This window comes from Microbacterium sp. T2.11-28, assembly GCF_950097975.1.
Classification (GTDB): Bacteria; Actinomycetota; Actinomycetes; order Actinomycetales; family Microbacteriaceae; genus Microbacterium.
Window position 1 is genome coordinate 84,185 of sequence record NZ_CATNHF010000031.1, and the last position, 14,504, is coordinate 98,688.

General features: G+C 71.5%; 13 protein-coding genes. 8 read left to right on the forward strand and 5 right to left on the reverse strand.

Annotated features, from left to right (window positions below; translation table 11 throughout):
• Positions 1 to 49: 49 nt before the first annotated feature.
• Positions 50 to 1,264, reverse strand: coding sequence for an ROK family transcriptional regulator (locus QQZ13_RS15115; protein ID WP_284530297.1), 1,215 nt, complete (start codon positions 1,262 to 1,264; stop codon positions 50 to 52).
• A gap of 114 nt (positions 1,265 to 1,378) precedes the next feature.
• A complete protein-coding gene (locus QQZ13_RS15120) occupies positions 1,379 to 2,302 on the reverse strand; it encodes a Bax inhibitor-1/YccA family protein (protein ID WP_284530363.1) in 924 nt (307 codons plus the stop codon).
• A 147-nt stretch (positions 2,303 to 2,449) separates the two neighbouring features.
• On the opposite strand from QQZ13_RS15120, the gene QQZ13_RS15125 reads away from it, so the two are divergent.
• The 4 genes from QQZ13_RS15125 to QQZ13_RS15140 all read left to right on the forward strand — a co-directional run bounded on the left by QQZ13_RS15125 (position 2,450) and on the right by QQZ13_RS15140 (position 8,777).
• A complete protein-coding gene (locus QQZ13_RS15125; protein WP_284530299.1) occupies positions 2,450 to 3,448 on the forward strand; it encodes a glycerophosphodiester phosphodiesterase family protein in 999 nt (332 codons plus the stop codon).
• A gap of 64 nt (positions 3,449 to 3,512) precedes the next feature.
• Entirely contained in the window at positions 3,513 to 4,445 is a 933-nt protein-coding gene (locus QQZ13_RS15130) for an ABC transporter ATP-binding protein (protein WP_284530301.1), read from the forward strand.
• Complete coding sequence (locus QQZ13_RS15135; RefSeq protein ID WP_284530302.1) at positions 4,442 to 5,521, forward strand: ABC transporter permease; 1,080 nt, start codon at positions 4,442 to 4,444, stop codon at positions 5,519 to 5,521. The genes QQZ13_RS15130 and QQZ13_RS15135 overlap by 4 nt, the downstream gene beginning before the upstream one ends.
• Positions 5,522 to 5,657: 136 nt before the next feature.
• Positions 5,658 to 8,777 (forward strand): S8 family serine peptidase, encoded by a 3,120-nt coding sequence (locus tag QQZ13_RS15140; protein ID WP_284530303.1) that lies wholly within the window; start codon positions 5,658 to 5,660, stop codon positions 8,775 to 8,777.
• A gap of 64 nt (positions 8,778 to 8,841) precedes the next feature.
• Here the strand turns inward: QQZ13_RS15140 and QQZ13_RS15145 are convergent, their stop codons facing one another.
• From QQZ13_RS15145 to QQZ13_RS15155, 3 genes are read right to left on the reverse strand one after another with little or no spacing between them, the layout of a single operon-like run.
• The gene (locus QQZ13_RS15145; RefSeq protein WP_284530304.1) at positions 8,842 to 9,237 is read right to left on the reverse strand and encodes a hypothetical protein; all 396 of its coding nucleotides are present in this window, start codon (positions 9,235 to 9,237) and stop codon (positions 8,842 to 8,844) included.
• Positions 9,238 to 9,283: 46 nt separating this feature from the next.
• A complete protein-coding gene (locus QQZ13_RS15150) occupies positions 9,284 to 9,817 on the reverse strand; it encodes a GNAT family N-acetyltransferase (RefSeq protein WP_284530305.1) in 534 nt (177 codons plus the stop codon).
• Between the two features lies 1 nt (position 9,818).
• On the reverse strand, positions 9,819 to 10,403 hold the full coding sequence (locus tag QQZ13_RS15155; RefSeq protein ID WP_284530306.1) for an alpha/beta fold hydrolase: 585 nt from the start codon (positions 10,401 to 10,403) through the stop codon (positions 9,819 to 9,821).
• 229 nt (positions 10,404 to 10,632) lie between these two features.
• On the opposite strand from QQZ13_RS15155, the gene QQZ13_RS15160 reads away from it, so the two are divergent.
• The 4 genes from QQZ13_RS15160 to QQZ13_RS15175 are packed head-to-tail and all read left to right on the forward strand — an operon-like array spanning position 10,633 to position 14,501.
• Positions 10,633 to 11,802 (forward strand): PP2C family protein-serine/threonine phosphatase, encoded by a 1,170-nt coding sequence (locus QQZ13_RS15160; protein WP_284530307.1) that lies wholly within the window; start codon positions 10,633 to 10,635, stop codon positions 11,800 to 11,802.
• Positions 11,799 to 13,763, forward strand: a complete 1,965-nt coding sequence (locus QQZ13_RS15165) for a glycosyltransferase family 2 protein (protein WP_284530308.1) — start codon at positions 11,799 to 11,801, stop codon at positions 13,761 to 13,763. The genes QQZ13_RS15160 and QQZ13_RS15165 overlap by 4 nt, the downstream gene beginning before the upstream one ends.
• The gene (locus QQZ13_RS15170) at positions 13,760 to 14,092 is read left to right on the forward strand and encodes an STAS domain-containing protein (RefSeq protein ID WP_284530309.1); all 333 of its coding nucleotides are present in this window, start codon (positions 13,760 to 13,762) and stop codon (positions 14,090 to 14,092) included. Before QQZ13_RS15165 ends, QQZ13_RS15170 begins: the two co-directional genes overlap by 4 nt.
• Positions 14,082 to 14,501 (forward strand): ATP-binding protein, encoded by a 420-nt coding sequence (locus QQZ13_RS15175; RefSeq protein ID WP_284530310.1) that lies wholly within the window; start codon positions 14,082 to 14,084, stop codon positions 14,499 to 14,501. Before QQZ13_RS15170 ends, QQZ13_RS15175 begins: the two co-directional genes overlap by 11 nt.
• The last annotated feature ends 3 nt before the right edge of the window (positions 14,502 to 14,504 follow it).

Here is a 14,504-nt window from a genome sequence, read left to right on the forward strand (position 1 = left end):
ACCAAATGGATTAAAAGATCAAGGGAACCGCGGGGAAACGTGCAGGCGATCAGCGCGGGGTGATCATGAGCCCCGCGGGACGGGCGGTGAAGGCGCCGTCCAGGACGAGGCAGGCGGCGCCCAGTGCCGCGATGTCGGTGCTCAGCTGCGTGCCGACGAGCGTGATGGCCCGCGTCGTGGTGATCTCGGTGCTCTCGGCGAGGGCGCGCCGGAGGTGCGGCTCGATGGCGGCGGCGATGCGGCTCCACATCGCCCCGCCGATGACGACCACATCGGCGTCCATGAGGTTGTTGATGATCACCATCGCCCGCGCGAGCGACTGCGCAGTGCGCTCGAACACGCGCGACGCGGCCGCGTCGCCGTCCACCGCCCGCTGAGCGAGATCGCCCAGCATCGACCGCAGCTGCGCCGGCGAGGCGACCACATCCGCACCGACGCCCTCCGCGATCAGGCGTTCGGGCGCCACGGCCACGCCCAGGCAGCCGCGCTGCCCGCAGTGGCACAGCGGGCCGTCGGCCTCGACCACGATGTGCGCGACGTCGCCGGCGTTGCCGGTGCGGCCTCGCACGGGCGTCGCGTCCACGGCGAGCCCGACGCCCACGCCGGCGCCGTAGTAGAAGAACATCGCCTCGCTCAGCTGCTGGTCGGCATCCACCCACAGCTCGCCGACCATCGCCGCCACGACGTCCTTCTCGACCATGACCGGCAAGCCGGTGGCGTCACGCAGGTCGTCGCGCAGGGTGACGTTGTGCCAGGCCGGGAGCAGCGGGGGCTCGAGGAGCGCGCCGCGCGCGACGTCGATGGGGCCCGGGGCGGCCACGCCGATCCCCAGCACCCGGTCGCGATGGACCCCCGCGCCGTCGAGCAGCGAGTTGGCGTGGCGGGCGAGGGTGGCCAGGAGCTGCTGCGGCCCGTCGGTGTGGCGGGGTGCGTGCTCGGCATGGGCGAGGACCGTGCCCCGCATGTCGACCAGCACGAAGGTGTCCACGGCCGGGTCGAGATGGATGCCGACGGCGTAGCGCGCCTGCGGATTCAACTGCAGCGGCGTGCGCGGCTTGCCCTTGCCCGCGACGATCGGGGGACCCTCGACGACCATGCCCTCGTCGACGAGCTTGCGGGCGACGTTGCTCAGGGTCTGCGCGGACAGGCCGGTGCGCTCGGCGAGCTCGCTGCGGCTCACCCCCGCAGCGGATCGGCGGATGAGATCGAGCACGAGCGTCTGGTTGTACGTACCCACCGCAGGCAGGTTGGAACCGCGTCTCATGGTGATCCCGACCGTACGCCACATCGGCGTCGGGGGTGAACTCGCCGCCGCGCTCACGTACGACGACGGGCCGCCCGGAGTACCGGACGGCCCGTCGTCGACGGATCGATCGCGTCAGTTGCTGCCGCGGATGATCGCGATGATGCGCAGGATCTCGATGTAGAGCCAGACGACCGTGACCATGATGCCGAAGCCGCCGAGCCATCCGAACTCACGCGGGGCGCCGTTGCGGACGCCCTGCTGGATGAGGTCGAAGTCCTGCACCAGCGAGTACGACGCCAGCAGCACCACGAAGACGCCGATGATGACGCCCCACGGGATGCCGAACAGCGGGCTCGGCTCGCTGTAGAGGCCGAACATGCCCTGCGTGACGCCGGTCCACATCAGCACGAGGTTGAGGAGGCCGAAGACGGCGTAGCCGATGATCGCGACGAGGAAGATCTTGTTCGCCCGGGCCGAGGCGCGCACCTTGCCGCTGGCGAAGAGGGCGAGCACCACGCCGACGACTGCGAGGGTCGCCAGGGCGGCCTGGATGACGATTCCGGGCCACAGCAGCTCGAAGTACGCGGAGATGCCGCCGACGAAGAGGCCCTCGAAGGCCGCGTAGGCGAAGATCAGCGCGGGGCGGACCTTCTTGCGGGAGGTGAACGAGACGACCATGGCCAGCACGAAGCCGCCCAGCATGCCGATGATCCACGGCATGATCGTGACCTGCTCGGCGCTGACGATCTGGTCGGGGCTGAAGGCGCCGCCCAGGGTCCACACCCAGCCGACGACGGCGGTGACCAGCAGCACGGCGAACAGGCCGAGCGTCTTGGCGACGGTGTCCTCGACGGTCATGCGGCCGGTCTGGATGGAGCCCGCCGGGGGAGCGGCGAACGCGCCCTCGAGCTGGGCGTTGGCAGCGGCGTCGACGCCCTGGTGTGCGGCCGACGCGTACTGGGTCTGCGCGCCCGCCTGCGTGGCGGACGGAGGCGTGAGCCCCGGGCGCTGCTCTTGGAACGCCGGGTTGTTGAATGCGAAGTTGCCGGAGGCCATGGTCTCTCTCACTCCAGAGTCGGTACACAGCGCGGTGCTGTGCAATCCAGCGTATCGGACCTGATTTCCGGCGTCTCGGGAGTGGCGCTGTGAGTGCCCTATGAACGGCTCGCCCTGAGCGAACACGACGGCCTCTAGCCTGGACCGGTGACCCGTCCCTCCCGTCCGCTCGTCATCGGCCACCGCGGCGCGCCGGGCCTGCGCCCCGAGCACACCCGGTCGTCGTACGAGCTCGCCGTGGCGCTCGGCGTCGACGCCGTGGAACCCGACGTGGTGTTCACGAAGGACGGCGTGGCCGTCGTCCGTCACGAGAACGAGATCGGCGGCACGACGGATGTCGCCGCCCGCCCGCGCTTCGCCGACCGGCGCACGACGCGGATCGTCGACGGGGTGCCGCTCGAGGGCTGGTTCACCGAGGACTTCACCTGGGACGAGCTGTCGACCCTCCGCTGCCGCGAGCGCCTGCCGGAGCTGCGGCCGGAGAGCGCGGCCTTCGACGGACAGGAGCCGCCCCTGCGGCTGCGTGAGCTCCTCGACCTCGTGCGCGCGGCGTCGCGCGAGGTCGGCGTCGTGCTCGAGGTGAAGCACGCCACGCACTTCGGGGCGCTCGGCCTCGACGTGGCCGGTCTGCTGCACGCCGAGCTCGAGGCCGCCGGCTGGGCGCACGGGCAGGGAACGCTCATCGTCGAGTCGTTCGAGCCGACGATCCTCTCGCAGCTGCGGGGCCGGGGCGTCCGGGCCCAGTACGTCTTCCTCTTCGAGGCGGACGGCCGTCCGTACGACCTCGTCGCCGCCGACGGCGAGGAGGCGCCGACGTACCGCGCGCTCTCGTCGCCGGCGGGGCTCGACGGGCTGGTCGGCGCGGTCGACGGGATCAGCGTCGACAAGCTGATGCTCGTCGGCCCGCAGGGCGCCGCGCTCCCGGGCCTGGTCGCCGACGCGCACGAGCGGGGCCTGCGGGTCTTCACCTGGACCTGCCGTCCCGAGAACCTCTTCCTCGAACCGCGGCACCGGCTCGGCACGGATCCCGCCGCTTTCGGCGACTACGCGGCCGAGTGGCGGGAGATCGCCGCGACCGGCGTCGACGGCGTCTTCGTCGACCACCCCGATCTCGCAGTCGCGGTCTTCGGCGGACGCGAAGACTGAGCGGATGCCGAGACTGCGTGCGCCGCGTTGGCGCCCGTCCGCAGCCAGCCCCTAGGGTGAGCGCATGACCACCCCCGGCATCGTCGCCCACGGCGTCCGGCGCTCCTTCGGGAACGTCCACGCCGTCCGCGACGTCTCGCTCGACGCACGTGAGGGGGCCGTCACAGGTCTCGTCGGACCGAACGGCTCGGGCAAGACCACGCTCCTCCTCATGCTCGCCTCGCTCCTGACCCCCGATGCCGGCGACATCCGGATCGCGGGTGTCGACCCGGTGTCCGACCCCGCGGCCGCGCGCGCCCTGCTGGGGTGGATGCCCGACTCCCTCGGTGCGTGGCCCTCGCTCAGCGCGCGGGAGACCATCGTCACCACCGGGAGGCTGTACGACCTCGACCGGCGGGTCGCCGAGGAGCGCGCCACCACGCTGCTGGCCGAGGTCGGTCTGGTCGAGCTCGCCGACGCCCCCGCGAAGGTGCTCTCCCGCGGGCAGAAGCAGCGCCTGGGGCTGGCCCGTGCGCTCGTGCACGACCCGCGTGTGCTGCTGCTGGACGAGCCGGCGTCGGGCCTGGACCCGCAGGCGCGGATCGACCTCCGGCGCCTGCTGCGACGCCTCGCCGCCGACGGCAGGACGATCCTGATCTCGAGCCACATCCTCTCCGAGCTCGAAGAGGTCGTCGATGACGCGGTGTTCCTCGTGCAGGGCGCGACCGTCAGCTCCGAGCGGGTGGCGGAGGCCGCCACCCGCACCCGCACGTGGCGGATCAGGCTGGCCGACCGGGACGCCACGGCGGCCGTGCTGCCCGTCGCCCAGACGCTGGGCATCGACGCCGCGCTGGTCCCGGTCGACCGGCGCGACATCCTCATCGGGTTCGCCTCGGATGCCGACGCCGCCTCCGGGCTCGCCGCCCTCATCGGGGCGGGGCTCCCGGTCGCGGAGTTCTCCGCCGCCACCGGCATGCTCGAACACACCTTCCTCGACCTCGAAGGGGGTGCGCGATGAGCCTCGGCCGTCTCTGGACGATCGCCCGGCTGGAGCTGCTCCAGCGGGTGCGCACCGTGTCGTGGTACGTCCTCCTCGGCGTGTTCGCCCTCCTGCTCGTCGGGGCGACGTTCCTCGCGTTCCTCTCGTTCGGCGGCCAGGAGCAGACGGGGCCGGGCGTCTACTCGACGGTCGTGTACATCACGCTCCTGCTCGTGATCCTCGTGTCGCCGACGCTCAGCGGGAACAGCATCAACGGCGACCGGGACGCGGCCACGCTGGCGCCCGTGCAGGTGACCCTGGCGACCACCGGCGAGATCCTGCTCGGCAAGTTCGTGGCCTCCTGGATCACCGGACTGGCCTTCGCCGTCGTCGCGGCGCCGTTCCTCGTGATCGCGACCCTCGCCGGCGGTGTGCACCCCGCCACCGTGGCCGTGTCGCTCGTCGTCCTCGTCGTCGAGATCGGCGTCATCGCCGCGATCGGCGTGGCGCTCAGCGGCATCCTCGCGCGGCCGCTGTTCTCCGTGGCCACGACCTATCTCGTCGTCGCGGCGCTGGCCATCGGCACCGTGATCGGCTTCGGGCTGGTCGGATCGAGCATGGTGACGGAGGTCACCGTCTCCGAGCGCTCCGCCGTCTACGACGAGAACGGGCCGGTCTGCAAGGACGGCGGGACGGACTGCTGGAACGAGCCGGAGAACATGGTCTGCGGGGACTGGACGACCTACACGCAGCCCGTCATGCGCTTCGATCGCGTGTGGTGGATGCTGGCGGCCAACCCGTTCGTCATCCTCGCCGACGCGACGCCGACGCAGCTCGACCGCGACGGCAACCCCGAAGACGTGTTCGGCTACCTGAAGATCGGCGTCCGCCAGACGCAGATCCCGCCGGACACCGAGTCGGTGGGATGGGACGAGTGCTCGCCGATGGAGGGGGGCGACTACCGCACCCCGCAGGAGATCCTCGATCAGACGGTGCCCAGCTGGTTCGTCGGCCTCGGCGTCCAGCTGCTGCTCGCTCTCGGCCTGCTCGGATGGGCCTTCGCGCGCACCCGCACGCCCGCCCGCGCACTCCCGCCGGGCACGCGCATCGCCTGAGGACGCTTCCGATCGGCTCTCCCGGATGAGAGTCCTCTCATACCGGTTCCATCGGCGTACGGCGGATGCATAGCCTCCTTTCAGCCCCCGCTCAACAAGCGGCGGTCCTGACCCCTGCACGAAAGGCGGTTCCACCTTGCAACGACGCACTCTGGCAGCAGTCGGCGCGATCGCGCTGATGTTGCCCTCGACCGCGGCCCTGGCCGCAACCGACGACGATCCGTCGTCGCGCTTCACCCAGTCCGATTCCCGCGGCAGCGTCGACAGCACGCTCTCGGCCTCCGCGATCGGCTCCGACGGCCGCGTCACGGTCATCATCGAGATGACCGGCGATCCCGTCGCCGTGGTGCAGGCCGAGAAGGGGAGGGATCTCACCTCTGCAGAGCGCTCGTCCGTGAAGGGCAAGCTGAAGAAGGCGCAGGACTCGATCCGCGGCTCGATCACCGGCAAGGGCGGCAAGATCCAGGCCCAGATGCAGTCGGCCTACAACGGCATCCAGGCCTCCGTCCCCGCGGACGAGCTCGACGCCGTCGCCGAGCTGCCGGGCGTCGTCGCGATCCACCCCGTGCGCACCTACGAGCTCGACAACGCCGTGTCCGTGCCGTTCCTCGGCGTGCCGCAGGTGTGGGAGAACACCGGCTACACGGGCGAGAACGTCAAGGTGGCGATCCTCGACACCGGCATCGACTACACCCACGCCACCTTCGGGGGCCCGGGCACCGTCGCCTCCTTCGAGGCGGCCGCGGCCACCTCCGACCAGCCGGCCGACCCGGCGCTCTACGGGCCCGACGCCCCGCGCGTCAAGGGCGGCATCGACCTCGTCGGCGACGACTACAACGCCGACCCGGGCAGCGACTCGTACCAGCCGGTGCCCCACCCCGACTCCAACCCGCTCGACTGCAACGGCCACGGCTCGCACGTCGCCGGCACTTCGAGCGGTTCGGGCGTGCTCGCCGACGGGACGACCTACACCGGAGCGTACGACTCGACGACGTCGACGAACGAGTTCCGCGTGGGCCCGGGCGTCGCGCCCGAGTCCGACCTCTACGCCGTCCGCGTCTTCGGCTGCGACGGGTCGACCGACGTCGTCGTGCCGGCCATCGACTGGGCCGTCGCGAACGGCATGGACGTCATCAACATGTCGCTGGGCTCGTCGTACGGGCGTGGGGACGACCCGGACGCCGTCGCCGCCGCCAACGCCGTGGGCGCGGGCGTGGTCGTGGTCGCCTCGGCCGGCAACTCGGGCCACAACCCGTACCTGACCGGTTCGCCGGGCACCGGTGACGGCGTGATCGCCGTCTCGGCGGTCGACAGCACCGAGAGCTTCCCCGGCGCGACGATCACCGTCGGAGGCAACACCGTCGAAGCGATCAACGCGAACGGCGCGTCGCTCGACGGACTCGGCGACCTCACCGTCGTCCGCGTCGCCGACGACCCCGCGACCTCGGAGAACGAGGCGCTCGGATGCTCCGCGGAGGCCTTCACCAAGGCGGGCATCGTCGAGGGCGGCAACCAGCTCGCCGTCGTCACCCGCGGCACCTGCGCGCGCGTCGCCAAGGCGATCTACGGCCAGCAGGCCGGTGCCGCCGCGGTCGTCATGGTCAACTCGACCGACGACCTGCCGCCGTACGAGGGACAGATCACCTCGAACCCCGACACCGGCGAGGAGTACGTCGTGACGATCCCGTTCCTCGGGGTGCGCTCCTCCGACGGCGCCGACCTCACGGCCGGCGGCACGGCGACCATCGCCGCCGCGACGATCACGAACCCCGGCTTCCGCGGGTACGCGTCGTTCACCTCCTCGGGTCCGCGATCGGGCGACAGCGCGATCAGCCCCGACGTGGCGGCTCCGGGCGTCTCGATCTCGTCGGCGGCCGTCGGCTCCGGAAACGGCGCGGCGATCCTGTCGGGCACCTCGATGGCGGCCCCGCACGTGGCCGGCGTCGCCGCGCTGACGGTGCAGTCGCACCCGACGTGGTCGGCCCCGCAGGTCGCAGCGGCGATCGTCTCGACCGCCGACCCCGACAAGGTCGCCGGTCAGAGCCTGACCCTCGGCGGACTGGGACTGGTCGACACGGCGCAGGCCGTGGCGACGCAGGTCACCGCCACCGGTGACGCGTTCCGCACCGAGAGCGGCTGGGCGCGCGAGGCGGCGCTGAGCTTCGGCTTCCAGGAGTCGGCACTCGGGTTCGGCGGCGTGAAGACGGTGACCATCAAGAACCACGGCAAGAAGTCGGTGACCTTCTCGGTCTCGGCATCGCCCTCGGAGCAGTCGGCCAAGGCGAGCGTGAAGTTCAGCAAGAAGAAGATCACGGTCCGCGGCGGCGGCAGCGCCAAGCTCGTCGTCGCCGTCAGCGCGGCGGCTCGGGACATCCCGACCTCGGTGCTCAGCGACGATCAGTACGCCTTCTACGAGATCTCCGGCGATGTGGTGCTGACGTCGGCGAACTCCACGCTGCGGGTCCCGTACCTGCTGGTGCCGCGCTCGAACAGCAAGGTGAGTGCGAACGTCTCGACCCTGTTCTCCCACAAGGACAAGGTCAAGGACGCCACCAAGAAGATCACGCTGCGCAACACGCTCGGCGCGCTCGATGCCGGTGCGGACGTGTACACGTGGGGTCTGGCCGACAAGCGGGACGCCCCGAAGGCGATCGCCGACACCGGGTACGACCTGCGTGCCGCTGGTGTGCAGTCCTTCGCGGACGGTGACGACCACCTGCTGGTGTTCGCCGTCAACACGCACAAGCGGTGGTCCAACGCCGCATCGAACGAGTTCGACGTCGTCCTCGACGTCGACGGAGACGGCGAGCCGGACTGGATCGTGTTCTCCTACGACTCGGGCGCGGTGCGTGCGGGCAGCGTCGACGGTGTCGCGGAGGTGTTCGTGCAGGAGATCGCCACCGGCAACCTCTACGCGAGCGGCTTCCTCGCCCAGGCTCCGACCGACAGCAGCACGATCCTGCTGCCGGTGTGGGCCAGCGACGTCGACGTGGACGGTGAGTTCGACTACACCGTGCAGTCGTTCAGCCTCACCAACAGCGGGACGGACGCGATCTCCGGAACGGCGACGTACGACCCGACGGCCCCGGCCATCAGCAACGGCCAGTTCGCGACGGTACCCAAGCGGGGCAGCGCGAGCGTGTCGGTGACGGTCGACGGCGATGCCTACAAGACGCAGAAGCCGCTCGGCTCGATGGTCGTCGTCTTCGACAACCAGTCGGGTGCCAACGAGGCGCTGCTGCTGAAGGTCAAGTAAGGCTCCCCAGCCCGGAGGGGCGGTGCGTGATGCACCGCCCCTCCGGTGTGTCCGGGTGGGGGTGTCAGCGCGTGCAGAGCTTGAGGACGCCCTCGCCGAGGCGGTAGTCGTACGTCGTGCCCTCGACCGACACGATCACCCGCATGCCGTCGACCATCGCCTGCGTGTAGGACTGCCCGGGCTCGGCGCAGCCGAGCGACCCGTCGCTGAAGGTGACCTGCTCGGCGGAGACGAGCTCGGGCGTGCCGGTGACGCCGCGGGCGGCGAGGTCGTCCTCGATCGCCGTCCACCGATCGGCCGGGACATCGGCCGGCGTGCCGGTCGGGCCGATCGCGCCGGGCGTCGTGGTCTGGAACGGCGGGCGGGACGAGGACTGCTCGGGCATGGGTGCTCCTGTCGCGCAGGCCGTGAGGACGAGGCCGGCGATCGCGAGGGATGCCGCGGCGAGCTGTCTGCGCATGATGCCTCCTGACGATCACCGCCAGGCTACGACCGGCGGCTGAGCATCAGCGGGGAGTCGGCGGATCGGCGTCGAGGGTGAGCTGGAGGAAGGTGAGGTCGAGCCATCGCCCGAACTTCGTGCCCACCTGCGCCGCGGTGCCGACGTGCGTGAAGCCCAGCGCCTCGTGGAGCCGGATCGATCCGGCGTTGCCGGCCTCGATCCCGGCGATCATCACGTGCACGCCGGCGCTGCGCGCCCGCGCGATCACGGCCTCCATGAGCGCCGTGCCGAGGCCCTGGCCGCGCTGATCGCCGCGGACGTACACCGAGTGCTCCACCGTGTGCCGGTAGCCGTCGTGCGGGCGCCACGGCCCGTAGGTGGCGTAGCCGATCGCCTCGTCGCCGGCGTCGACCGCGACGATCACGGGGTGACCGGCGTCCTGTCGGGCCGCCATCCAGGCCACCCGGTCGGCCGCGTCCACGGTCGTCTCGTTCCAGATCGCGGTGGTGCGGGCGACCGCGTCGTTGTAGATCGCCGCGATCGCCTCGCCGTCACGGGCCACGGCGTCGCGGAGGCGGGGCTGCGGGAGCGCGGTCACGTCAGTCCCAGTCGAGGTAGTCCTCGATGACGGCGGCCGTCTCGCCCGCGTGGGTCGCGGCGAACAGATGGCCGGCGCCTTCGATCGTCACGAGGCTCACGAGCCCCGGCGCCGCATCGCGCAGCGCCTCGCCGTTGGCGGGCGGGGTGATGTCGTCGTCGGAGCCCTGCAGCACGAGCACCGGGATCCCCTCGGCGAGGGCGGCCTCGGCCGGCACGTCGGCCTCCACCGACAGGAGCAGCACGCCGTTGACGCGGTCGTGGTGGGCGCGTGCGACCGCCCGTGCGACGGTGCCGCCGAACGCGTGCCCGCCCACCCAGGCGTCGGCGATCCCGAGATGGTCCATGACGTCGACGACGTCCTGTGCGGCCTCGAGCAGGGTCGTTCCCTCGTCGGCCCCGGAGTGGCGCGACCCGATCCGCACGATCCGGAAGTCCTCCTCGAGGATCACGTGAGCGAGGGTTCCGAGGTGCACGGGGTCCAGTCCCTTGCCGGGAACGAGGACCAGCGCCGGACCGGCTCCCTCGTCGACGAACGGGATGGCCCGGCCGTCGGGCTCGAAGATGTGGCGCTCTGTGTCAGTCATGGATCCCTCTCGCGCAGACGCGTACGTCGTCCGGTCTATCAGCGTACGGTGAGGCGCGCCAATCGCACGACGTGCCAGGTGCCGGGAGCGACCGCAAGCCCCCTGGCGCCCGGGGTCGCCGTCGCTAGGGTGGAGACGGGCCTGCGAACGCAGGCGTCGGGTCGGTCGCCCCCCACCGTCCCCCCGCGCGACGTTGCGGACGGCGATCGCGGAGCGCGAGGTGTGACGCATGACGTTCGCGGATCAGTCGGTCGACATCGAGACTCGGCGCCAGCGCGCCGTCGAGGCGCTCGGCATCCTCGACACGCCGCCCGATGAGCGGATCGACCGCGTGACGCGGCTGGCGCGGGACTTCTTCGACGTCCCGATGGTGAGCGTCACCCTGCTCGACCGGGATCGCCAGTGGCGGAAGTCGGAGCTCGGGCTGGGCGGCAACGAGGCGCCCCGCGAGGACTCCTTCTGCGACGCCACCGTCGCCCGCGGTCGCATGCTCGTCGTCGAGGACGCCGAGAAGGACGACGAGTTCGCCGACAACCCGTTCGTCGTCGGCGACCCGCGACTGCGCTTCTACGCCGGACAGCCGCTCGAAGCGCCCGGTGGCGAGCACATCGGCACCCTGTGCATCCTGGACACCCGCCCGCGGCGGCTGACCGAGGCGGACCGCACCGTCCTCACCGAGCTGGCGGCGTGGGTGCAGGCCGAGCTGACCCGCGAGCACGAGTTCACCCAGGCCACGATCGTCCAGCGCGCGCTCCTGCCGCACGACACCCCGGCCATCGAGGGGTACACGCTCGCGGCGGTCGCCGTGCCGGCCGGCCAGGTGATGGGCGACTTCTACGACTGGTATCTGCACGACGGCCGGCTGAGGCTCTCGCTCGCCGACGTCATGGGCAAGGGGATCGGCGCCGGTCTCGTGGCGGCGGGCGTGCGCGCCGCGCTCCGCACCGCGCCCGACCGCTCCCTCGTGGCGGCGGTCTCCGAGGTGGACCAGCGCCTGGCCGACGACCTGGAGGACGTGCACATGTTCGTCACCGGCCTCCACGCCGAGCTGGACCCCGCCGACGGCGTGGTCACCTTCGTCGACGCCGGCCACGGACTGGCCTACATCCTGCGCGCGGACGACACCTGGGAGCCGCTGCGCTCGACCGGTCTGCCGTTGGGGATGGGGATGTACGAGCCGCGCTCCGAGGGGACGGCCACCCTCGCCCCCGGTGACATCCTGATGTGCTGCTCGGACGGCCTGCTCGACATCCTCGACGAGGAGGACCCGTTCGGGCACGTCCAGCGCGAACTGCGCGCCGGCGGCCCCGCCGCCGCGGTCGCAGAGGCGGAGCGCCTGGCACGGTCATCGTCGGCGCCGGACGATCTGACGGTCCTCGTGGTGCGGAGGGACGCATGACCGCGCGGCACCTCGTCATCCGCGTCCTGGCGCTGCTGTCGGTGCTCCTCGGGGCCAACTACGTCGTCTGGCGCTGGCTCGCCTCGGTCAACTGGGAGGCGTGGTGGATCGCGGTGCCTCTGGTGATCGCCGAGACCTACAGCCTCATCGACACCTTCTTCTTCGCCCTCACGATGTGGCGCGCGCGCGAGCGTCCGGCGCCGCGTTCGGCCCCGCAGGGCACCGCCGACGTCTTCATCACCACCTACAACGAGCCCGTCGAGATGGTGATGGCGACCGCCCGGGCGGCGGTGCGGATCCGCTACCCGCACCGCACCTGGATCCTCGACGACGGCGCGCGGGCCGACATGGCCCGGGCGGCTCAGGCGGCGGGCGTCGGCTACATCACCCGCACCGAGGACTGGGTGGGAAAGCCCCGCCACGCCAAGGCCGGCAACCTCAACAACGCGCTCCTGCAGACGGACGGCGAGTTCCTGCTGATCCTCGACGCCGACCAGGTGCCCCACCCGGACATCCTGGACAAGACCCTCGGGTACTTCGCCGACGACCCGGAGGTGGCGCTCGTGCAGACGCCGCAGTGGTTCGTCAACGTGGACGACGCCGATCCGCTCGGAAGTCAGGCGCCGCTGTTCTACGGCCCGATCCAGCAGGGCAAGGACGGCTGGAACGCCGCCTTCTTCTGCGGGTCGAACGCCGTCCTGCGCCGCGACGCCCTCATGCAGCTGGGGATCGTCGGGTACGTGCGCAGCCTCGAGGACTCGCTGACGTCCGCCCTGCGCGCGGCGAGCCGCATGCTGCAGCGGGCGGCCGCGGATCGATCTGCGCCGCCCGAGCTCCAGCGAGAGCTGTCGGAGCTGCAGGGCGTGGTGACGGCCGCGCGGGGCGAGGTCGCCGCCGGTGCGCCGATCGGCGACGTCACCTACCGGGTGCAGGCGGCGATCCACGAGGCGTCGCGTCGTCTCGTCGACCGGGACCTCGCCGGGATGAACGCCGATCTCGCGGCGATCGGAGAGCTGCCCGTCCAGCGGGATGCCCAGCTCGACGCGGTCGTCGTCGACGAGGGCGGTCTCGACGCGCTGGCCGTGCGGGAGCTCTCCCCGCTGGGGGCGGTCGCGGCGGTCGACGGACTGCTCGCCGCGCTGCGGGTCGACCGCCCGGACGAGGCTCAGCCCCTCCAGCCTCTGGCCACCATCTCGGTCACCGAGGACATGGCCACCGCCATGCAGCTCCACGCTCTGGGATGGCGGAGCGTCTACCACCACGAGACGCTCGCCGAGGGCCTCGCCCCCGAGGACCTGCGCACCATGCTCACCCAGCGGCTGCGGTGGGCCCAGGGCACGCTGCAGGTGCTGCTGCGGGACAACCCGCTCACGAAGAAGGGACTGGATGCCGGGCAGCGCCTGATGTACTTCGCGACCATGTGGAGCTACCTCTCGGGGTTCACCGCGGTCGTCTACATCGCCGCCCCGGTCATCTACCTGCTGTTCGGCGTCCTGCCGGTGACGGCGTGGACCGTCGACTTCTTCGCGCGCTTCCTGCCGTACTTCCTCGTGAACCAGATCCTCTTCGTCGTCGTCGCGAAGGGACTTCGCACCTGGCGCGGTCAGCAGTACTCCCTGGCACTGTTCCCGGTCTGGATCGCTGCGTGCGTCTCCGCGTTCCGCGACGTCGTGCTGGGGAAGTCGCTCAACTTCGTCGTGACCAAGAAGGACGGCCGGGCATCCGGCGGGCCGCCGTGGCGCCAGATCTGGCCCCAGCTCACCGCGATGGCCCTGCTCGCCGTCGCCGCCGTCGTCGGCCTCGTCCGAGTGGCCCTCGGCACCGCCGACGGGACGGGCACCCTCGTCAACACGGTCTGGGTCGTGTACGACCTCGCCGTCCTCAGCGTCATCATCCAGGCCGCGCGATACCGCGGCTTCCGCCCCGAAACCGCAGCACTCGACGAGAGACAGGACGCATGAACATCACCCTCACCACCCACGACGACTACGCCGTCGTCGCCGTCGAAGGACGACTGACCGCCACCGGGGCGCCGCGCCTGCGCCAGTCCGTCGACGACGCGGTGGCGGCGGGCCGCCCGAGGGTGGTCGTCGACATGGCGGCGGTCGAGTTCATCGACTCCTCGGGCATCGGCGCCCTGATCGGCGGGCTCAAGTCGGCGCGCCTCGCCGAGGGCGACCTGCGGATCGCCGCGGTGCCCGAGACCGTGCGACGCGTGCTCAAGCTGACCAACCTCGACCGTGTCCTCCGGGAGTACCCGAGCGCGGAAGCCGCGTTCGATGTCCAGTGACGTGCTCGCCCACGCCCTGGTCGAGGGCCCGGCCGACCTGAACCTCGTCGACGCGGTGCACGCGGCGCTGGAATCGCTGTGGAGCGCGGTCCCGGACGTCTCCGACGAGGACCGCATGCTCTTCGCGCTCGCCGTGAGCGAGGTCGCGACGAACGTCGTCGAGCACGCGGAGGGTCCCGATCATCCTGCGGTGTCGATCCGCCTCGAGGTGGATCCGGGCGCGCTGACCGCGGTCCTGACCGACGACGCCGATCCGGCACTGATCCGGCTCGATCAGGTGTCGATGCCGGGAGCGGAGGCCGAGTCCGGTCGCGGTCTCGCCCTGGCGCTCGCCGCGCTCGACGAGCTCGTGCACGAACCGGGCCAGGGCAACACCTGGCGGCTGCGACGGAGGCGACGGCCCGCCTGAGCC